Consider the following 20,809-nt stretch of genomic DNA (forward strand, 5'->3'; position numbering starts at 1 on the left):
TCGTTGCACTCGACAGCTCCTACACAGCTCCTCTACACAGCTCCTACAGTAGAACCACCCGCAATCGCTGCCAAATCTGCGACAATCCGCCCCCTGCGCCACTAGACGACTTTTGCGTACCTGATGACTGACGAATCGCCTTCAATCGACAAACTGCTGAAAAACCTCGATCACGCCATGCTCGCCGACCGCCACCGGCTGCGGCGGCAGTTGCTGGAGCTGCGCAAGAAACCTGACGAGGCCAAACTGGCCCAGTGGGTGACGCGCACGCAGGCGTCCTGCGATCAGGTGTTGGCGCGGCGCGCCAGCCTGCCGGTGATTCGTTACGATGACAGCCTGCCAATCGCCGCCAAGCGCGACGAAATCAAGGAAGCGCTGCTCAAGCATCAGGTGCTGATCATTGCCGGCGAAACCGGGTCGGGTAAAACCACCCAGTTGCCGAAAATCTGCCTGGAAATCGGTCGCGGCCAGCACGGCCTGATCGGCCACACCCAGCCCCGTCGAATCGCCGCCCGCAGTGTGGCGAGCCGGGTCGCTGAAGAGTTGGCGACGCCGTTGGGCGCGCTGGTCGGTTATCAGGTGCGGTTCGAGGATCAGAGCGATGCCAACACCCTGATCAAACTGATGACCGACGGCATTCTGTTGGCGGAAACCCAGAACGACCGCTACCTCGAACGCTACGACACGATCATCGTCGACGAAGCCCACGAACGCAGCCTGAACATCGACTTCCTGCTCGGTTACCTGAAAACCCTGCTGCCACGTCGTCCAGACCTGAAAGTCATCATCACCTCGGCCACCATCGACCTGGAGCGTTTCTCCAAGCATTTCGATGATGCACCAATCGTCGAGGTCTCCGGTCGTACCTTCCCGGTGGAAACCTGGTACCGCCCGCTGACCCTGGAGCAGGATGAGGAGGGCAACCGCGTCGAGGATGACCTGACCGTGGATCAGGCGATTCTCGCCACCCTCGACGAGATTGCCGCGTTCGAACGCAGCGAGCGCAAGAGCCCGGGCGATGTGCTGGTGTTCCTGCCCGGCGAGCGCGAGATTCGCGATGCGGCGGACATGCTGCGCAAGGCCCAGCTCAAACACACCGAGATTCTGCCGTTGTACGCGCGGCTGTCGCCGGCCGAGCAACAGCGGATTTTCCAGTCCCACCCTGGGCGTCGCGTGGTACTGGCGACCAACGTCGCCGAAACCTCGCTGACGGTACCGGGCATCCGTTACGTGATCGACAGCGGCACCGCGCGCATCAGTCGTTACAGCTACCGCGCGAAGGTGCAGCGCCTGCCCATCGAAGCGATTTCCCAGGCCAGCGCCAACCAGCGTAAAGGCCGTTGCGGGCGGGTCGAGCCGGGCATTTGCATCCGCCTCTACAGCGAAGAAGATTTCATCGGTCGCCCGGAATTTACCGACCCGGAAATCCTGCGGACCAACCTCGCAGCAGTCATTCTGCAGATGCTCCATCTGCGCCTCGGCGAGATCACCGATTTCCCGTTTATCGAGCCGCCAGATGGCAAGGCCATCAGCGACGGTTTCAACCTGCTTCAAGAACTCTCGGCAGTGGACCGCAACAGTCAGCTGACGCCGCTCGGTCGCCAACTGGCGCGGTTGCCGGTGGACCCGCGCATGGGCCGCATGCTGCTGGAAGCGGCGAAACTTGGCAGCTTGCAGGAAGTGCTAATCGTCGCCAGTGCCATGTCGATTCAGGACCCGCGCGAGCGTCCGCCGGAGCGTCAGCAAGCCGCCGATCAGGCCCACGCGCAGTGGAAAGACGTGGACTCGGACTTCGCCGGGCTGGTTAATCTGTGGCGTGGTTTTGAAGAGCAACGCCAGGCCTTGACCGCCAGCCCGCTGCGCAATTGGTGCCGCAAGAACTTCCTGAATTACCTGCGTCTGCGTGAGTGGCGCGACTCCCATCGGCAGTTGAGTCTGATCTGCCGCGACATGCAGTTGAGCCTCAACAAAGAGCCGGCGGATTACCCGAAACTGCACAAAGCCGTGCTCTGCGGATTGCTCAGCCAGATCGGCCAGAAAACCGAAGACGGCGATTACCTCGGTGCCCGTCAGCGGCGCTTCTGGATTCACCCGTCGTCGGGCCTGGGCAAGAAGCGTCCGCAATGGCTGATGACCGCCGAACTGGTGGAAACCACCAAACTCTACGCGCGGATGGTCGCCAAGGTCGACGCTGACTGGATCGAGCCGCTGGCCGGGCACCTGATCAAGAAAAATCACTTCGAACCCCATTGGGAGAAGAAGCGTGGTCAGGTTGTGGCCTTCGAGCAAATCACCCTGTTCGGGCTGATCGTGGTCGGGCGCCGGCCGGTGCATTACGGGCCGATCGATCCGGTGGTGTCTCGTGAGTTTTTTATTCGCGAAGGTCTGGTGCGCGGCGAGATTCAATCCAAGGCCAAGTGTTTGTCTGCCAATGCACAGTTGTTGGAACAGCTCGACGAACTGGAAGCCAAGGCGCGCCGCCGCGACATCCTCGCCGACGAAGAAACTTTGTTCGCCTTCTACGATGCGCGACTGCCAGCAGAAATTCACCAGACCGCGACTTTCGACAGCTGGTACCGGGTCAACAGCCAGAAAGACCCGCAGCTGCTGATCATGCGCGAAGAAGACGTGCTGGCCCGCGAAGCCAGCGAAGTCACCGCTGCGCATTACCCGGACACCCTGCACATCGGTGATCTGGAACTGGCGCTGAGTTATCACTTTGAACCCAACCATCCTCGCGACGGCGTGACCTTGCGCGTGCCGGCGCCGCTGTTGCCGATGCTGCCGCCGGAACGACTGGAATGGCTGGTGCCGGGCGTGATCGAGGCCAAGTGCATTGCGCTGGTGCGCAACCTGCCTAAAGCGTTGCGCAAGAATTTCGTGCCGGTGCCGGACTTCGTCAAAGCCGCATTGCAGCGCATGACTTTCGCCGAGGGCTCGTTGCCTCAAGCGCTGGGCCGTGAACTGTTGCGCATGACCGGTGCGCGGGTCAGCGATGAAGCCTGGGCCGAAGCCTCGCAACAGGTCGACAGTCATTTGCGGATGAATCTGGAAATCGTCGACGGTCAGGGCAAGTTCCTCGGCGAAGGCCGTGACCTGGCCGAGCTGACCGCACGCTTTGCCGAGGCGAGCCAGGCTGCGTTGGCGGTGCCGCAAACGGCGAAGAGCCAACAACCGGTGGAGCCGAAAGTCTTTGCCGCCGTGGCCGAAAAAACCCAGCAGAAAATCGCCGGGCTATCGATGACGGTGTATCCGGCGCTGGTGGAAGAGGGCGGCACAGTCAAGGAAGGTCGATTCTCGACCCCGGCCGAAGCCGAGTTCCAGCATCGCCGGGCCTTGCAGCGTTTGCTGATGCAGCAACTGGCGGAACCGGCGAAGTTCCTGCGCGGCAAGTTGCCGGGGCTGACCGAGTTGGGCCTGATGTACCGCGACATGGGGCGAGTCGACAGCCTGGTGGAAGACATTCTGCTGGCCAGTCTCGACAGCTGCATTCTCGAGGGCGAAGACCCATTGCCACGCGATGGCGCCGGGCTGGCGTCGCTGGCCGAGCGCAAACGTGGTGGCTGGACCGAGCACGCCGAACGGTTGGCTAAGCTGACGCTGGAGATTCTCAAGCTGTGGCACGGCCTGCAAAAACGCTTCAAGGGCAAGATCGATCTGGCGCAAGCCGTGGCCTTGAACGACATCAAGCAGCAGCTCAGCCATCTGGTGTATCCGGGGTTCGTGCGCGAAACGCCGATGCCGTGGCTCAAGGAACTGCCGCGTTACCTCAAGGCCGTCGAGCAACGTTTCGAAAAACTCGGCGCTCAGGTGCAGAAAGACCGGGTCTGGAGCGGCGAATTGTCCGGCCTCTGGGCCCAATACCAGACCCGCGCCAACAAACACGCTCAGGAAGGCAAACGCGATCCGCAGCTGGAGCTCTATCGATGGTGGCTGGAGGAATACCGGGTCTCGCTGTTCGCGCAGCAATTGGGGACCAAGGTGCCGATCTCCGACAAGCGCCTGAACAAGCAATGGAGCCAGGTCGAACCGTAAACACGACCCCCTTGATCGCCTGCGGTCTATTGTAGGAGCTGCCGAAGGCTGCGATCTTTTGATCTTCTGGTGTCGCGACAAAGAAAGATCAAAAGATCGCAGCCTTCGGCAGCTCTTACCCGGTATCGCATTACATCGCGCCTTCGCAAAAGGCGCCAAAAGCCAGCGTTTATGGCAAACTTCGCGCCTATAAACGCCAGCCCCGCGGTTTTGAGCCTCCACGGGCCCGGGCGGATCGGAATAAAGCGATGCCAGGTTTGCGTCCGGAGCCTGGAATAGACCCTTTGTGTGTTGGTACGTCGGTGCCAGCGCTTTCTGCCTGAACGGATTAGAGAAACGACCATGCATAACGTCGTCATCAGCGGCACCGGCCTGTACACCCCGGCCAACAGCATTTCCAATGAAGAGCTGGTGCAGTCTTTCAACGCTTACGTCGCGCAGTTCAACGCCGACAACGCCGACGCCATCGCGCGCGGCGAAGTCGAGGCATTGACCGAATCCAACGCGGCGTTTATCGAAAAAGCGTCCGGCATCAAAAGCCGCTTTGTCATGGACAAGGACGGCATACTCGATCCGCAGCGCATGGCGCCACGCTTGCCAGAACGTTCCAACGATGAGTGGTCGGTGCTTTGCCAGATGGCCATCGGTGCGGCCGAACAAGCCTTGCAGCGTGCCGGCAAGACCGCCGCTGACATCGACGGTGTGATCGTCGCCTGCTCCAACCTGCAACGTGCCTACCCGGCCATCGCCATCGAAGTCCAGGAAGCGCTGGGCATCCAGGGTTTCGGTTTCGACATGAACGTCGCCTGTTCCTCGGCGACCTTCGGCATCCAGGCAGCGGCCAACAGCGTGCAACTGGGCCAGGCCCGGGCGATCCTGATGGTCAACCCTGAAGTCTGTACCGGTCACCTGAATTTCCGCGACCGCGACAGCCACTTCATCTTCGGCGACGCCGCCACCGCAGTGATCATCGAACGTGCGGATCTGGCGACGTCCAAGTACCAGTTCGACGTGGTCAGCACCAAACTGCTGACCAAGTTCTCCAACAACATCCGCAACAACTTCGGCTTCCTCAACCGCGCTGCGGAAGAGGGCATCGGTGCCCCCGACAAACTGTTCGTCCAGGAAGGCCGCAAGGTGTTCCGCGATGTCTGCCCGATGGTCGCCGAGCTGATCGCCACGCACCTGCAAGAAAACCAGCTCAACGTCAGCGACGTGAAGCGCTTCTGGCTGCACCAGGCCAACCTCAGCATGAACCACCTGATCGTCAAGAAGCTGCTGGGCCGCGAAGCCACCGAAGAAGAAGCCCCGGTGATTCTCGACACCTATGCCAACACCAGCTCTGCCGGTTCGGTGATTTCGTTTCACAAGAATCAGGACGATCTGGTCAGCGGTTCGCTGGCGGTACTCAGCTCATTCGGCGCCGGCTACTCGATCGGTAGCGTGATTCTGCGCAAGCGCTGAACTTGCCTGAAAAGACGCCTGAACAGATCGCAGCCTGCGGCAGCTCCTACAGGATTGGATTTCAACCCGCTATCGTGGTTGGATACGATCGACATGTAGGAGCTGCCGAAGGCTGCGATCTTTTTCTTGTGTCCCACTCATTCGGATAAGAGGCATCAATGGCTGCTGACGACGCTCTACTACTCGAACGCCTGCTGGCGGGCGAGCAGAGGGCTTTCAAGGAACTGGTCAGCACCTACCAGAGCGCCATGCGCGCGGTGGCCTATGCCATCGTCGGCAACCGACACGTCGACGAAGTGGTTCAGGATGCCTGGCTGTCGGTGGTGCGCAATCTCGGCGGGTTCGAGGGGCGTTCGAGCCTCAAGACCTGGCTGCTGACCATCACCGCCAACACGGCCAAGAGCCGCTACAAGCAAAACCGCCGGGAAGTGCTGCTCGATGACCTGCCGTCGCCTCACGGCACCCTCGATGACGATCGTTTTTCATCGACTGATGGTCACTGGCTGGTGGCGCCGTACGCTTGGCATCAGGACACGCCAGAGGCCCTGTTGACCGAAAACGAGTTGCGCGAATGTCTGGAGCACACGCTGCTCAGCCTGTCGGAACTGCAAAGCAGTGTTTTGCTGTTGCGTGAGCGACAGGGGCTGGAGTTGGAGGAGATCTGTAATCTTCTGGAGATCTCGCTCTCCAATGTTCGTGTGCTGCTGCATCGGGCACGGTTGAAGGTCTTTGCGACCGTGGAGCATTTTGAGGAAACCGGCGAATGTTGACCTGCAAGGAACAAGTGGCGCGCTCCAGTGATTATCTCGATGGCCAACTGAGTTTTCGAGAACGACTGATGATGCGACATCATTTGATGTTTTGCCCCAATTGCCGACGGTTCATTCGGCAGATGCGGTTGATGCAGGCCACCTTGAAAGTGATGCCCGAGCCGCCTGTACCTGATCTGGATGCGCTGGCTGAACGGCTTGCCAACGAACATCTGAAGAACAAACCGTAGTTTCCCCGTCCGTAACACACCCCTTCAGCCGCTCTAGCTTGCGGCTTGCAGCTCATCCCTTGGCGCTGCTTTTCTGTTATTTCGATTCGAAGTAAAAAAGTTCCCCTGTCATAAAATCTTTATCTATCAGCAACCCGGCTGAAATACCCCGCCTCCAAGATTCCCTCCCAACACAAGCGGGCCAGACCCGCGTGTTTCCAAGCTACAGACCACCAATTAGGGGAACTCTTCGATGATCCGTAAGCACTTCGCCGGTTTTGCCGCCAGCGCATTGGCCATGGCAGTAACCGCCCAGGCTTTCGCTGGCACCGTCACCACTGACGGCGCCGATATCGTAGTCAAAACCAAGGGCGGCCTCGAAGTCGCCACCACCGATAAAGAATTCAGCTTCAAACTCGGCGGTCGCTTGCAGGCTGACTACAGCCAGTTCGATGGTGTCTACACCCGAAACGGCGATACCGCTGACGCGGCCTACATCCGTCGTGGCTTCCTGGAACTGTCTGGTGTGCTGTACACCGATTGGGCTTACACCATCAACTACGACTTCTCCCACAACAGCGGTGATTCCGATAACGGTTACTTCGACGAAGCGTCGCTGGCCTACAACGGCTTCAAACCGGTCTCGATCAAAGTCGGTCGTTTCGACCCGGACTTCGGCCTGGAAAAAGCCACCAGCTCCAAGTGGGTCACCGCGCCAGAACGCAACATGGCGTACGACATGGTCGATTGGGCGAACAGCCACCAGAATGGTCTGGGCCTGCAAGCCTCCAGCACCTTCGCTGATTCGTTCTACGCTTCCGCCGGCGTGTTCAGCAAAGACACCGACGATACCGATGGCAACAGCGTTAAACAGGCCAACGGCCGTTTTGTCTTCGCGCCGATGCATGACGCCGGCAACGTGCTGCACTTCGGTGTGAACGTGGCTTCCCGTGATGTCTCCGACACGGCTTTCGATTCGCGTTATCGCACCCGCATGGGCATGCGTGGCGTTGAAACCCTCGGCGGCAACGATGCCGGCACCAACGGTAACCGACCAGTGCTGGGCGGCAGTTCCTCGTCACCGGCCGGCTCCTATGACCGGGACGATGCTTACGGCCTGGAAGCCGCATTCGCCATGGGCCCGGCCTCGATCCAGGGTGAATACATCGCCCGCAAAACCAAGGCCGATGACAGCAGCCGTGAAGACATCAAAGGCCACGGTTTCTACGTTCAGGGTGCCTACACCCTCACCGGCGAAGCCCGTGGCTATAAAGTCGGCAAGTTCGACGCGATCAAACCGGCCAACAAGTCCATCGGTGCCTGGGAGCTGTTTTATCGTTACGACAGCCTGACCGTCGAAGACGACAACATCACCACCGCCAGCCTGACCCGCGATGTCGGCGATGCCGAAGCCCAAGTGCACACCCTTGGCGTCAACTGGTACGCCAACGAAGCGGTGAAAATCACTGGCGCCTACCTCAAGGCCAAGACGGACAACGTGACCAATGCCACAGCGGCCAGCGGCACGACGCCTGCCCGTCGCACCGGTGATGACAGCGGTGACGGCTTCGTGGTCCGCGCTCAATACGTGTTCTAAATTGCAGTAAACGCTGTAAGAGCTCTTTCTTCATCCGTTAAAGCTCCTCTCGTTTTAACCCCGCCTTGGCGGGGTTTTTTTTGTTTCGGGTTAGGCAATCAGATAAGCGATACTCCTCCCATCTGTAGAAAAATGATGGTCGGGGATACTGATGCCGCTGCAACGTCTGGAAAGTCTGTCCGAAATCGCGCCGCACACCTGGGACGCGCTGGTACCGGAAACTCAGCCGTTTCTGCGTCATGCCTTTCTGAGCGCGCTGGAAGACAGCGCCAGCCTAGGCCCGCATTCCGGTTGGCAGCCCGAGCATCTGCTGCATGTCGAAGGCGATCGCCTGATCGCCGCACTGCCCAGTTACCGCAAATGGCATTCCTACGGCGAGTACGTGTTCGACCATGCATGGGCCGAAGCCTGTGAGCGTGCCGGCATCGACTACTACCCCAAACTGTTGACGGCGGTGCCGTTCAGCCCGGTCAGCGGGCCGCGCTTGCTGGCGGCGACGATCGAGGACGGTTTCGAACTCCTGCAGAGCCTGCCGGGTTATCTGGAAATCGAAGGACTCTCCAGCGCCCATATCAACTTCACCGATCCATTCACCGACGCGGCATTGGCCGAACAGCCAGGCTGGTTGCAGCGCATTGGCTGTCAGTACCACTGGCAGAATCGCGGCTATCGGGATTTTCAGGACTTCCTCGACGCCCTCAGTTCGCGCAAGCGCAAGCAAATGCGCAAGGAGCGTGAGCAAGTGGCGGGGCAGGGTATCGACTTCGAATGGCTGGAAGGACGGCAACTGGATCAGGCGCAGTGGGACTTTGTGTATGCCTGCTACGCCAATACCTACGCGGTGCGTCGGCAAACGCCGTATCTGACCCGGGAATTTTTCAGTCTATTGGCCGAGCGCATGCCGGAATCGATCCGTGTGGTGTTGGCTAAACAAGGCTCACGACCGGTGGCCATGGCCTTCAGTCTGGTCGGTGGCGACAGCTTCTATGGCCGTTACTGGGGCTGCCTGGCAGAGTTCGATCGTCTGCATTTCGAGACTTGTTTCTATCAAGGCATGGATTACGCGATTGCCAACGGCTTTCAGCGTTTTGACGCCGGCGCTCAGGGCGAGCACAAGTTGATTCGCGGCTTTGAGCCGGTGATCACCCATTCCTGGCATTACCTGCGCCATCCGGGCTTGAAGGCAGCGGTGAAAGACTTCCTTGAACGTGAGCGGGTCGGGGTGATGGGGTATGCGGAAGAGGCGAAGACAGCTTTGCCTTACCGGCAAGGCTGATCTTCGCACATGACTGAAGATTGCAGCCTTCATCTGCTGTGCTCTATGTTTTGCTGAATATATTTTTTACTGCACTCACCGCTCTATCGAGTACGGCCTCCTCACTAAGGTCGGTCGTATCGATCCTTACCCAATTTGCCAAACCACATTGTTCATAACTGGATCGAACTCGATTTTGATACGCGATGAAACTTTTAAGTCGATCTTCATTGCCGCCATCATAGGCCCCGCTCTCGCTAAGACGAAAAGATCCTTTTCTTTTCGCTGCAAGAACTGGGTCGACATCCAGGAAAATGACGGCGTCAGGTTTTCTAATGGTTGAGAATATTGCTAATGCCTCTTCAGCCAAGTATGTGTCTTTAAGTAAAAAGCGTGCTAGGTACTTGTAGTGCCAACCATCTGCGATGCAACTAACACCAGCGTTCATCAACGGCCTTATGGCGGCATAATCTGTGGCCTGAAACCAAGCGGCGATTAAACTTATCCAGTGCCTGTCGCCTAATTGGTCCAGAGGGGCATTGTCCGGGTAATCCCAAAGGATTTCACGTATGCGGGACATATGAAACTCCGTATACCCTGATGATACAGGCGGTCGATTTTTATCTATATAATTCAATTCGGGATAGGACTCAAAAACCTTGTCATATGTTGCCCTTGCAACTGTAGATTTTTCTGCGCCGTCAGTGCCTTCAAATGCGATAAATATAGCTTTCCTCGCAGCTGGAAAATTCATAAAAATCCTCCCAAATAGGCTTCGGTATCTAACGAGTTTCTACCGCTCCCCTCAATGTTAGCCGTATTTGCAAGTCGCTCTTCTCAATCCCATTCTTTGAGTAGGCTAATTAAAGAGGGGGTTCCTTCCGCAGCAAAATATTTTTTCCTGAAGTAGTACTCGCACATCGATATTTTGTGTTTTGTTTGTTTTCGTTTGTTGAATTCTTTATCCAGTGCGGAAAGAGACTTTTGTGTTGATGGGTAAATTTTGGATTTTTTTAGCAGTTCTTCGATTGCTAGAAATACCAGGTCCATATATTCCAGCGTTTCTTGAATGTATGATCGGCATTCAGCCTCTGTGACCGCCCCCTGTCTGGACAAGGTAAAGAATCTATTTTTAATTTCATCAAACCCATTAACTCTGAACATGTTTGAATAAACCCACTTGTAGTGCTTGTTTGTTGTGCCTGTTAAGTAGGTAAAGCTCATTGTTGTCTTTAGCATCATATCCCGGGCTATCTCACAACCCATCCAAAGGTTTCCCGACTGCCAACAGCCTTGAACATCCTGGAATGCATAAAATACGGGAAGTTTTTCACGATGAGCTACATAAATGTGTTTCTCCAGAGGTATCTCGGACTTCAATTGATTGAATTTCTCCTCGTTCTCCAATGCATGCCCAATTAATGATCTATGAATGACGTTGTTTTCAGTGTTTGACAACACTGGGCCATAGAGGAAGCGCTGATCATAAGTGATCTCATCAAATGCTTTCTCGATCTTCTTAATAATATCTTCCAGCTCGGAAAATGTTATATAGTCAGCATCAATGTGGATGCTGGTGTTACCGTAAAAATCTGTTGTGTTATGAACCTCTTCATCTTGGGTGATGTAGTGGTAGTTTATATCTGTAACCAAGGCGTGTTGGCTGTTTTTGATGTTGTTAGCTTTAGGTCGTTGATCGCATAGAATAATGCAGTCGATATCGGAATGAATGGTCCCAATCCCCTCGATTAAAGAACCTGAAATAACGAGAATGCTTGTGCTTTCTAAAAAAGCTCTTTCGCGTAGATATTTTTTTGGGATTGAGATTTTTCCATCTAATATGGAGATTTCATTGTCAAATATTTTCGATTGCGAAGTTTTTATGAGCGCGGTCATTGCCTATTGCTCCCTGTGCAATGGTTTTGTAAGTTGTGAGAGGCTTCACTCCAAAGGAATAGGTGGCAAGTATTTTACTGGGCTCGTCTCACCGCTCAGAGGTAATAGCACTCATGTACAGAACCCTAGTGTCGATATGCGCAGGTCGTCAATACTTATAAAAAAATCAGAAGTGTCTTACAGGGATTGATGCCCAGGTATTCAATCTAGGAAAGCAACTTTGTTTTTCTTTGAAAGATTACTCCTACAGTTCATAGCCCGAGAGGCTGTAGGAGTAAAGTTGGGGGCGTCGTGTCAGTAGAGACTATCCCGCACTCTCACCGGTGCTTCCCGGTCATACGCTTCGGCATCGAACTGCCCATCGTTCAGGCGCTTGTGAAACGCCCCGGCGGTCGGCAGGGCAGAGCGTTCGAGGTGTTTGTGCGGGTTCCACAAATCCGAACGCACAATCGCTTTCGAGCAGTGGAAATACGCCGCTTGCACCGTCACCAGCATCACCGTGCGCGCCGGTTTGCCATTGACTGCAAAACTCTCCAGCAACTCGGGCTCGGCGCTGATCTGCGCTGTGCCGTTGACCCGCAGTGTCTCGCCGATCCCGGGGATGATGAACAGCAGCGATACCCGCGAATCGAGCACGACATTGCGCAGCGTGTCGATGCGGTTGTTGCCCGGTCGATCCGGGATCGCCAGCGTGCGCTCATCGATAATCCGCACGAAACCCGGCGTATCGCCACGCGGCGAGCCGTCCAGGCCGTCGGGGCCTACCGAGCTGATAATTACCAGTGGCGAGGCGCGGACCATCGCCTGATAGTCCTCGTTCAGAAACGGGATCTGCTTGCGCACCGCGCGGTCATGGGGCTGGCCGTAGATCGCTTCCAGCGCTTGGATTGAATTCAACATCGTTCATCCCTCTCGAATCAGAAAACCAGCCCCATCCGCCGTTCATAACCAATCCGGCCTTTGTACGCTTCGCCGCTGTCGACAAAGCCATATTTGGCATACAGCGCGATGGCCGACTCATTGTCCGCATCCACCGACAACTCCAGCCCTTTGATTTCCGGCCAGGCCTGGCGCGCAGCTTCGGGCAGGGCTTGCAGGCAGGCTTTGCCATAGCCTTTGCCTTGGGCGCGACGATCGACTTGCAGGGCGTGCAAGGTGGCGCTGTGTTCGTCGGCCCAGGCCGGCAGCACCGGCGGGCGCTTGAGCAGCAGGAAGGCAACCGGAGCATCCTCCACCAGCAGCGCGAAGCCTTTGACCCCAGGGGCTGGCTTGGAGAGCAAGGTGTGTAATGCACCATGGATGTCGCCGGAGAATCGGATTTGTTCGGCGTGGATTTCGATCGCCTCGACCTGTTGGCGCTGCAGGGCGTTCAGGCTTTCGTAAGGCACGAGTCGGGCTGTCACTGGAGTGTCCTTTTTCCAACGGAAATGAGCTTCGGATTCTAGCGAATTTGCTCCCATGGATTATTTTTATTTCGGTTGTCGATTTGGCTGTTCGCCAGACGACTAAGGGTGTCTTCAACAAAAAAACCACGGAGAACCATCATGAATGCTCGGACACAAATTCATAACCTGATCGAGAACTATCGCCAGGCAGTCATGGCCAAGGACGTGGAAAAGGTCATGGCCCTGTACGCCGACGACATCGTCTCCTTCGACGCGGTCAAAGCCCTGCAATTCAAGGGCAAGGCGGCCTACCGTGCGCATTGGCAGGAATGCATGGAGATGTGCCCCGGCCCGCACATTTTCGAGTTCCACGAGATCGACATCGTGCCGTCGCAGGAGATCGCTTTCGCGCACTGGCTGGCGCATTGCGGCGGCACCAATGAAAAGGGTGAAACCCAGGCCTGCTGGATGCGCGTCACCGCGTGCTACCGCCAGGAAGCGGGGCTATGGCAGATCGTTCACGAACACTGGTCGGCGCCGTTCGACATGACAAGCGGCGCGGTGCTGTTCAATCTGGAACCCTGATGGTCGGTCTGATTTGCCGGGCTGTTTATCGGAAAGCAGCGCCAAAGCGCCCATCTGCAGCCATAGTTGATCCGTTCGATCAGGGCACAGCCCCCAAGAAATGGAGAGCCCCCATGAAGTATTTATGCCTGGTCTACAGCAACGAGCACGAGTTGCACTCGCTGCCCGAAAGCCCCAAGGACGCTGAGTGCATGGCCTACGCTGAGTCGATCCAGGGCAGTGGGCGGATGCTCGCCGCCGAAGCGCTGGAGTCGGTGCAGACCGCGACCACCGTGCGCATGCGCAACGGCAAGATGTCGATCACCGATGGCCCGTTCGCTGAAACCAAGGAGCAATTGGCTGGCTTCTATTTGATCGATGCCAAGGACCTCAATGAAGCCCTCCAGGTCGCCGGCAATATTCCGGCGGCCCGGGTCGGCTGTGTCGAGGTGCGGCCCGTTCGCCAGTTGAATCCCTGAATAACAATCACAACAGGAGTTCTTTCATGAGTCTGCCACCCCTGCAACGAATGCCCGCCGAAGGCATGCCGCACTGATGCCCGGCGAGTCGGTACGGGCGCGAGTCGAGCAGGTCTACCGCCAAGATTCGCGGCGGATTCTGGCGACCCTGATCCGTCTGCTCGGCGATTTCGACCTCGCCGAAGAAGCGCTGCACGAGGCGTTCTTCGTCGCGGTCGAACGCTGGCAGCGTGACGGTGTGCCGGACAACCCGCGCACCTGGCTGGTATCCACCGGGCGCTTCAAGGCCATCGATGTATTGCGCCGGCGTGCGCGTTTTAACGCGTCCCGGCCGATGTTGATCGCTCAACTGGAAGCGCTGGAGCAGGCTGACTGGAGTGATGAAGATGTGGAAGACGATCGCCTGCGGCTGATCTTCACCTGTTGTCACCCGGCACTGGCGGCGGATGCTCAAGTGCCGTTGACCCTGCGCGAAGTCTGCGACCTGACCACCGAAGAAATCGCCCGGGCCTTTCTCTCGGCGCCGGCCACTATCGCCCAACGCATCGTGCGGGCCAAGGCGAAGATTCGTGACGCGAAAATCCCTTATCAGGTGCCCACCCTGACGGAACTGCCCGAGCGTCTCGACAGTGTGCTGCGGGTGATTTACCTGGTGTTCAACGAAGGGTACTCGGCGTCTATCGGCAACGAATTGACCCGCGAAGACCTGACGCGTGAAGCGATTCGTCTCGGTCGGTTGTTGATGGAATTGCTACCCGAACCGGAGGTGATGGGGTTGCTGGCGCTGATGCTGTTGCATGAGTCCCGGCGCCCGGCCAGGACCTCATCGAGCGGTGAACTGATTGTGCTGGATGAACAGGATCGCTCGTTGTGGGACGCCGAGCTGATTGCCGAAGGCTGTGCATTGGTGGAACGGGCGCTGACAACGCGGCGCTTCGGACCTTATTGTCTGCAAGCGGCGATTGCGGCGGTGCATGCCGAAGCACCGATGGCCGCGCAGACGGACTGGCCGCAGATTGTCGGTCTGTATGACGTGCTGCTGCGGGCCGTTCCGTCACCGGTGGTCGAACTCAACCGCGCGGCGGCGCTGGCCAAGCGCGATGGGCCATTGGCGGGGTTGATGCTGATCGAAGGGATTCTGGCGCGGGGCGAATTGCTGGATTACCACCTGGCGCATTCGGCGCGGGCAGAGTTTTACCGGCAGTTGGGGAGGGTGGAAGAGGCGCGAGCGGCGTATGAGCGGGCGCTGGAATTGACGCAGCAGGTGCCGGAACGGCGGTTTATCGAGGGGCGGCTGCGGGCGTTGGAGTGATGTGATTTCACCGGCCCCATCGCGAGCAGGCTCGCTCCCACAGTGGATCGATGATGTATGCAAAGTTTGTGTCCGGCACAGCACCCATGTGGGAGCGAGCCTGCTCGCGATGGCTGCACCGCTATTCCAGCATCTTGCTCAATAACCAACTCCCCGCCGGCCCCGGCGGATGCAGGCGTGACCACAGCGCATCGACGTACACCGCTTTCGGCCAGCCGCGCACATTCAGTTCCATCAATGACCCGGCCCCGAACCGCCCCACCAACCAGCGGGGCAGCGGCGCCCAGCCGAACCCGCCCTGGGCCATTTCCAGCAACATCAGATAACTCGGTGCCGACCAGACGCGCCCCTTTGCCCGGCTTTCGTACGGATTGACGATTGTCGCCAGACGCAGCTCGCGGTGCTGTTGCAGCACGTCCTGATCGATTGCGTTCTGCTTCGCCAACGGGTGCGCATGGGACACGAACAGAGCGATTTCCGTGCGTTCGTCCACCGTCGAACTGACCAGATCCGGTGGATAGCTGTCCTGCATCTCGGCGAAGGCGACATGCGCTCGACCGCGTTGCACCAGTGCCACCAGGTCATCGCATTCGGCGATCAGGCATTCCAATTCCAGGTCCGGATAACGCTGCTCGAAAGCACTGAGCGCCGCTTCAAAACGGTCGGACTGGTAAGTGTCGGAAATCGCCACGGTCAGCTTCGGCTCGACGCCTTGGGACAGTTGGCTGGCGGTCATTTCCAGGCGGCTGGTGGCGGCCAGAATCTCCTCGGCCCGCTGCAACATGACGTGCCCGGCCGGGGTCAGGCTCGGCTTGCGGCTGCTGCGGTCGAAGAGGACAAGGTTCAGGTCGATTTCCAGGCTGGCTACTGCGGCGCTGATGGTCGACTGACTGCGACCGAGCTTGCGCGCCGCGGCGGAAAACGAGCCTTGAGTCGCCGCCTGGACAAACGCCAGCAGCACTTCGTGGGAAGCCATGAGCTATCGCCTTGATCGATGGTTATTGGTTATGAAGTATCGGTGTGATAACGGATCATGGCAACCATACTCACTCAGGGAGTCTGGCCATGAACGCCAACAAATCCATCACTGAACGAATTTTCCAGGCCATCGGTTTCGAACTGCTGGCGATATTGATCTGTACCCCGCTGCTGGCCTGGGTCATGGACAAACCCATGCTGGAAATGGGCGCGGTCACCATGGCCATTGCAGCCCTTGCGCTGGCCTGGAACGTGGTCTTCAACGGCCTGTTCGACCGGCTGCTCAAACGCTTTGCGATTGTGCGTAACGCTTGGATGCGTGTGGTCCATGCGCTGTTGTTCGAAGGCGGCCTGGTCGCGTTCGGCGTGCCGTTGATTGCCTGGTGGCTGAAGGTCAGCCTGTGGCAGGCGTTCCTGCTGGATATCGGTGTGCTGCTGTTTTTCCTGCCCTACACCTACGTCTATCACTGGGGCTACGACGTGGTGCGTGAGCGGCTGTTGGTGCGCAGGGCTTGCGAGGTTTAAAAACAAAGATCGCAGCCTGCGGCAGCTCCTACATTGATTGAGTACAACCATAATCACGGATGTACCCGATCGGCGTAGGAGCTGCCGAAGGCTGCGATCTTTTGATCTTAATAATCCTGCCGCTTGCGAAACGCCCAGCGCCCGGCAATCAGGGTAAACGTCGCGACCAGTGCCACCAGAATCCAGAACCCCTCCGGATCACCGGAAAGCGGCACGCCGCCGACGTTCATGCCGAAGAAGCCGGCGATGATGTTGATCGGCAGCGCCAGCACCGTGACCACGGTCAGGGTGAACAGGGTGCGGTTGCTCTGTTCGTTGAGGTTGGCGGCGATCTCTTCTTGCAACAGCTTGATCCGTTCACCGAGGGCCGTGAGGTCGTTGATGATCAGCGCAAACTCCTCGGTGGACTTGCGCAGCTCCTTGACGTCCTCCTTCTGCAACCATTGCGGCGGGCGATTGAGCAGGCGCAGCAACGACCCTGGCTCCAGCGCCAGCAACCGTTGCAGGCGCACCAGCACCCGGCGGTTGGCGCCCAGTTCAGCGCGGTTGGTGGACAGGCGCGAAGACAGCAGCTCATCTTCGATCTGATCGACGCTGAGGCTGGTTTTGCGCACGATCTGCGTCAGCACTTCGCCCTGATCGCGCAACAAATGCACCAGCAGCTCCAGCGGCGAGCGAAAGCATTCACCGGCCTTCACCGAAGAACGCAGCTTGTCCACCGAGTGCAGCGGTTGCAGGCGTGCGCTGATGATCAGCCGACTGCGAGCGCAGACCCACAGCGTCGAGACATCCGAGGAGACCATGCTGCTGAGGTTGAACACCACGTCGTTGACCACCGCCAGCAACGCCGAATCGACATGCTCGATGCGCGTCGAGCGAGAACCTTCGTGCAGTGCTTCGAAAAATTCATCGGGCAATGCCAGATGACTTTTCATCCAGCGCTCGCAGGCGGCATGGGCCAGATTCAGGTGCAGCCAGAGGAATTCGTCGCTGTCCTCAGGTTGGTGCAGGCGGTGCAGCGCCTTGGCCGAGTCGATCTCCCGGCCGCGCTCACCAGGGCGAAAACTGAAACCGTAAAGCAGGCCGAACAGGTCGGAATCGCGATGGCGCTGGTCAATGCTGTGGTTCATGAGGTCTCGCTGCGAGGAAGCGCCTGTCGCGGGTTTCACAGGTTCACTTGAGCCTCATCATCGCAACGCAACTTGAAGGTTTTGTGACGGTTGGACAGCGCCGCAAATCTACCTTCTACCGGTCGTCGGAGAGCGCTCAAGAAAGGCTCTGGCGCGCCGATGAGGCTGATGTCGATCTTCCGATTCTGGTGGTGAACCAGCGTCGCTGACAGGGATGTCCAGACATCTTGCATACCCCTTGGGCGTGCCTTATCCCTGTCATGAGATATCACTCGATGTTTTTGCAAAAATCCCTGAGAGCGCAAATCCTCGCCCTGTTGAGCGGCAGCCTGTTGGCGATGTTGCTGATCGCTTTGTCCTGCTTTCACTTCCTGTCCAATGGCGTTCAGAACTACGCGAACCTGATTGAAGGTCCGTTGCACACCTCGCAATTGATCGATGAAGCCAACCTGCAATTCAAGGTGCAGGTTCAGGAGTGGAAGAACGTTCTACTGCGCGGCAAGGAACCTGCGAACCTGGACAAATACTGGAAGCAGTTCGAGGACCGCCAGCGCGACGTGCAGGGCATCCTCGGTGAACTGGCCGGGCAGAAAGGCATCGAGCCGCAACTCAAGACCCGCATCGAACGCCTGCGTGAAGAGCATCGTGTATTAGGTGCGGCCTATCAGAAGGGCCGTGATGCCTACGTGGCGGCCGGTGCCGACCCAACAGCCGGCGACAACGCGGTCAAAGGCGTGGACCGTGCAGCCAGTGAGCAGATGAGCGAGTTGGTCAGTGAGTTGCGCAAGCAGGGCACCGAGCAATCGAAGCTGATCAGCGCCAGCGCCGATCAGACGGTGTGGTTGGGGATCATCGTGATGCTGGTGTCGGGCCTGCTGATTGGCCTGTTGAGCCTGTGGCTGGTCAACCGCAACCTGGTGGAACCGATCCGTAAACTGATCGACTACGTGGCGCAGCTCAGCCAAGGGCGCTTCGCCGAGCGCGTGGCCAGCACCCGTCAGGACGAGTTGGGCAACCTGGCCAAGGCCGCCAACACCTTGCGCGATTTCCTCGCCGAAACCTTCAGCCGTTTGCAGCGCAGCGCGACGGATCTGGACAGCGCCAGCGGCGAACTGAACTCGATTGCCGGCCTCATGGCCAGCGGCACCAACGAGCAATTCAACCGCACCGATCAGGTGGCCACGGCGATGAACGAAATGTCCGCCACCGCGCAAGAAGTCGCGCGTCACGCAGCCGACGCGGCACGTGCGGCCGATGACGCCGACCAGTCCGCCCAGCAGGGCGAAAAAGTCATGCAGGGCACCATCCACACCATCACCCAAATGCGCGGCGAAATCGCCAACACCGCCACGGTCATCCGTCGTCTGGAAGCCGACAGCGGGCGCATCGGTAAAGTGCTGGAAGTGATTCGCGGCATCGCCGAACAGACCAACCTGCTGGCGCTCAACGCCGCCATCGAAGCGGCCCGTGCCGGTGAAGCCGGGCGTGGTTTTGCGGTGGTCGCCGATGAAGTGCGCAGCCTGGCCCAACGCACGGCAGCGTCGATCATCGAGATCAACCAGATCATTCAAACCGTGCAAACGGGCGCAGTGGACGCGGCCCAGGCGATCGAAAGCGGTCAGTCGCGCAGCGAAGAAAGCGTCGAGCAAGTGACCCAGGCCGGCGCCATGCTCGAGCGCATCACCCATGCCGTGGAGGCCATTCGCGACATGAACCGCCAGATCGCCACCGCCGCTGAAGAACAGACTTCAGTGGCCGAAGACATCTCGCGCAACCTCACCGAAATCACCAGCATCGCCAGTACTAACTTGGACAACGTGCAGCGCACCGAAGCGGCCAGCCACAATCTGCATGGCTTGTCGGGGCAGTTGAATGAAGTCACGGCGCGGTTGAGCGCCTAGTGAAACGGGCTGTGTACCGGTTTGGTTACCGAATCGGTACACAGTCGCTCTCAAGTTCGTGCCGCGCCCGTCGATCACGGATTTGCTTAAGCCCGTGAGGGCAAGCTGAAGGTGAACGTCGTGCCCTGTTGCTCGGTCGATAGCACCTCCAGTTTCCCGCCATGGGACTGCGCAATCTGACTGGCAATGTACAACCCCAACCCGAGGCCGACCTGCGGTGTGCCGCCGGCTGGTTTCGAGTAGGGCAGGAACAGATGCGGCAGCGCATCTTCGGCAATCAGCCCCTGGTTCTTCACGCTCAACACAAAGTGTCCATCGTCGACCTGCGCACTGACCTCGACCGGGTCATCGGGAGTTCCGTGGACAACGGCGTTCGCCAGCAGATTGGAGAGCAACTGTGCGACCCGTTCGCGATCGCAATGAACGTTGCTCAGGTCGCCAATCGACGACTGAATGATGCGTCTGGGGTGAATGCTCTGGATCTCGGAAATCACATGCCGCAATGCATCCGCCAGATCCGGGCACGGCTCGATATTTACGGGGATGCCTCGGCCCAGTGAACCCCGCGCGAAGTCCAGCACATCGTCCACCAGTTTGGTTGCCCGTCGGGCGCTGGTGAGGATGTGTCGGGCGCGTTGCTCATTCGCGGGGTCGGAAAGTTTACGCAGGAGCATTTCGGCACCGGCGCTGATGGCGAACAAGGGGTTGCGCAGATCATGACCAAGCACGGCGATGAATTGTTCGCGCAGTTCGGCGGTTTGGCGTTCCTTGACCAGCGCCGCTTCGGTCTGTTGCAGGGTTTCTTCTGCTTCTATTTGCAGCGCGAGCATTCGGGCGAACGATTCCATGGTACTCAGGATCGTGCTGGACTTGAGCGGCGCAGGGTTGGGATCAAGGGCGCAGATGGTGCCGAAAAAGCGCCCGTCGGTGCGGAAAATCGGGACGGCAATGTAGCTTTCGAATTGATAGGTGCGGGGCGTGGGGTTATCGCGGTAGAGCGGGTCTTCACTGGCCTTGTCGATGACCACCGAGTGGCCCTGGCGGATTTCGTGGCACAGGGTGGAAACCAGGTCCAGTTTGTCGCCCACCTTCAAACCGAAATCCAGTCGATCAAGCACCGCGCAGGCAGTCCAGGAGTCTTCGGTAACACGGGCCACCGCGGCGAACCGCAAGCCGGTCAGCTCACTGATCACCTGAAGAATTGCCGGCACCGCGCTGATCCGGCCGATTGTGGCGATGTCTGCTGCCGCTGTTTGCCCCATATCCTTGGTTCTCTACTTCAACATGCCGAATGGTTTTGAGGGATTCT

19 protein-coding genes are annotated in these 20,809 nt (G+C 58.3%); 12 read left to right on the plus strand and 7 right to left on the minus strand.

Going from position 1 to position 20,809, the window contains the following annotated elements; genetic code table 11:
* Positions 1-123: 123 nt before the first annotated feature.
* From hrpA to ACZ89R_RS25285, 6 genes are all read left to right on the plus strand, one after another.
* The gene (hrpA, locus tag ACZ89R_RS25260; RefSeq protein WP_429547735.1) at positions 124-4,035 is read left to right on the plus strand and encodes an ATP-dependent RNA helicase HrpA; all 3,912 of its coding nucleotides are present in this window, start codon (positions 124-126) and stop codon (positions 4,033-4,035) included.
* A gap of 342 nt (positions 4,036-4,377) precedes the next feature.
* Entirely contained in the window at positions 4,378-5,499 is a 1,122-nt protein-coding gene (locus ACZ89R_RS25265; protein ID WP_123501120.1) for a beta-ketoacyl-ACP synthase III, read from the plus strand.
* Positions 5,500-5,657: 158 nt separating this feature from the next.
* The gene (locus tag ACZ89R_RS25270) at positions 5,658-6,269 is read left to right on the plus strand and encodes an RNA polymerase sigma factor (protein ID WP_429547734.1); all 612 of its coding nucleotides are present in this window, start codon (positions 5,658-5,660) and stop codon (positions 6,267-6,269) included.
* On the plus strand, positions 6,263-6,499 hold the full coding sequence (locus tag ACZ89R_RS25275) for an anti-sigma factor family protein (protein WP_123501124.1): 237 nt from the start codon (positions 6,263-6,265) through the stop codon (positions 6,497-6,499). Before ACZ89R_RS25270 ends, ACZ89R_RS25275 begins: the two co-directional genes overlap by 7 nt.
* Positions 6,500-6,731: 232 nt before the next feature.
* Positions 6,732-8,075, plus strand: coding sequence for an OprO/OprP family phosphate-selective porin (locus tag ACZ89R_RS25280; protein WP_123501126.1), 1,344 nt, complete (start codon positions 6,732-6,734; stop codon positions 8,073-8,075).
* A 151-nt stretch (positions 8,076-8,226) separates the two neighbouring features.
* Positions 8,227-9,351, plus strand: coding sequence for a GNAT family N-acetyltransferase (locus ACZ89R_RS25285; RefSeq protein ID WP_401174269.1), 1,125 nt, complete (start codon positions 8,227-8,229; stop codon positions 9,349-9,351).
* Between the two features lie 43 nt (positions 9,352-9,394).
* Here ACZ89R_RS25285 and ACZ89R_RS25290 read toward each other — a convergent pair whose 3' ends face one another.
* From ACZ89R_RS25290 to ACZ89R_RS25305, 4 genes are all read right to left on the minus strand, one after another.
* The gene (locus tag ACZ89R_RS25290; RefSeq protein WP_429547733.1) at positions 9,395-10,084 is read right to left on the minus strand and encodes a dTMP kinase; all 690 of its coding nucleotides are present in this window, start codon (positions 10,082-10,084) and stop codon (positions 9,395-9,397) included.
* Positions 10,085-10,167: 83 nt separating this feature from the next.
* A complete protein-coding gene (locus ACZ89R_RS25295) occupies positions 10,168-11,226 on the minus strand; it encodes a hypothetical protein (protein ID WP_123501132.1) in 1,059 nt (352 codons plus the stop codon).
* 294 nt (positions 11,227-11,520) lie between these two features.
* A complete protein-coding gene (locus ACZ89R_RS25300) occupies positions 11,521-12,126 on the minus strand; it encodes a pyridoxamine 5'-phosphate oxidase family protein (RefSeq protein ID WP_429547732.1) in 606 nt (201 codons plus the stop codon).
* Positions 12,127-12,143: 17 nt separating this feature from the next.
* The gene (locus ACZ89R_RS25305; RefSeq protein ID WP_429547731.1) at positions 12,144-12,629 is read right to left on the minus strand and encodes a GNAT family N-acetyltransferase; all 486 of its coding nucleotides are present in this window, start codon (positions 12,627-12,629) and stop codon (positions 12,144-12,146) included.
* A gap of 141 nt (positions 12,630-12,770) precedes the next feature.
* Between ACZ89R_RS25305 and ACZ89R_RS25310 the strand changes: the two genes are divergently transcribed.
* The 3 genes from ACZ89R_RS25310 (at position 12,771) to ACZ89R_RS25320 (ending at position 14,966) form a co-directional block, all read left to right on the plus strand.
* Positions 12,771-13,196 (plus strand): YybH family protein, encoded by a 426-nt coding sequence (locus ACZ89R_RS25310; protein ID WP_123495731.1) that lies wholly within the window; start codon positions 12,771-12,773, stop codon positions 13,194-13,196.
* Positions 13,197-13,309: 113 nt separating this feature from the next.
* On the plus strand, positions 13,310-13,654 hold the full coding sequence (locus tag ACZ89R_RS25315; protein WP_429547730.1) for a YciI family protein: 345 nt from the start codon (positions 13,310-13,312) through the stop codon (positions 13,652-13,654).
* A 76-nt stretch (positions 13,655-13,730) separates the two neighbouring features.
* Positions 13,731-14,966 (plus strand): RNA polymerase sigma factor, encoded by a 1,236-nt coding sequence (locus ACZ89R_RS25320; protein WP_429547729.1) that lies wholly within the window; start codon positions 13,731-13,733, stop codon positions 14,964-14,966.
* Between the two features lie 121 nt (positions 14,967-15,087).
* On the opposite strand, the gene ACZ89R_RS25325 is transcribed toward ACZ89R_RS25320, so the two are convergent.
* Positions 15,088-15,942, minus strand: coding sequence for a LysR family transcriptional regulator (locus tag ACZ89R_RS25325; protein ID WP_429547728.1), 855 nt, complete (start codon positions 15,940-15,942; stop codon positions 15,088-15,090).
* Between the two features lie 89 nt (positions 15,943-16,031).
* Here ACZ89R_RS25325 and ACZ89R_RS25330 point away from each other — a divergent pair, with 89 nt between their 5' ends.
* Positions 16,032-16,469 (plus strand): multidrug/biocide efflux PACE transporter, encoded by a 438-nt coding sequence (locus tag ACZ89R_RS25330; RefSeq protein ID WP_429547727.1) that lies wholly within the window; start codon positions 16,032-16,034, stop codon positions 16,467-16,469.
* Between the two features lie 107 nt (positions 16,470-16,576).
* Here ACZ89R_RS25330 and ACZ89R_RS25335 read toward each other — a convergent pair whose 3' ends face one another.
* Positions 16,577-17,599, minus strand: a complete 1,023-nt coding sequence (locus ACZ89R_RS25335) for a transporter (RefSeq protein WP_429547726.1) — start codon at positions 17,597-17,599, stop codon at positions 16,577-16,579.
* A 47-nt stretch (positions 17,600-17,646) separates the two neighbouring features.
* Here ACZ89R_RS25335 and ACZ89R_RS25340 point away from each other — a divergent pair, with 47 nt between their 5' ends.
* Positions 17,647-17,808, plus strand: a complete 162-nt coding sequence (locus tag ACZ89R_RS25340) for a hypothetical protein (protein ID WP_157214947.1) — start codon at positions 17,647-17,649, stop codon at positions 17,806-17,808.
* Between the two features lie 66 nt (positions 17,809-17,874).
* The gene (locus ACZ89R_RS25345; protein WP_429387162.1) at positions 17,875-19,500 is read left to right on the plus strand and encodes a methyl-accepting chemotaxis protein; all 1,626 of its coding nucleotides are present in this window, start codon (positions 17,875-17,877) and stop codon (positions 19,498-19,500) included.
* A gap of 86 nt (positions 19,501-19,586) precedes the next feature.
* Here ACZ89R_RS25345 and ACZ89R_RS25350 read toward each other — a convergent pair whose 3' ends face one another.
* Positions 19,587-20,762: a GAF domain-containing sensor histidine kinase gene (locus ACZ89R_RS25350; protein ID WP_429547725.1), complete on the minus strand. Its 1,176-nt coding sequence runs from the start codon at positions 20,760-20,762 to the stop codon at positions 19,587-19,589.
* Positions 20,763-20,809 lie beyond the last annotated feature (47 nt).

This window comes from Pseudomonas sp. TE3728 (genome assembly GCF_056279145.1).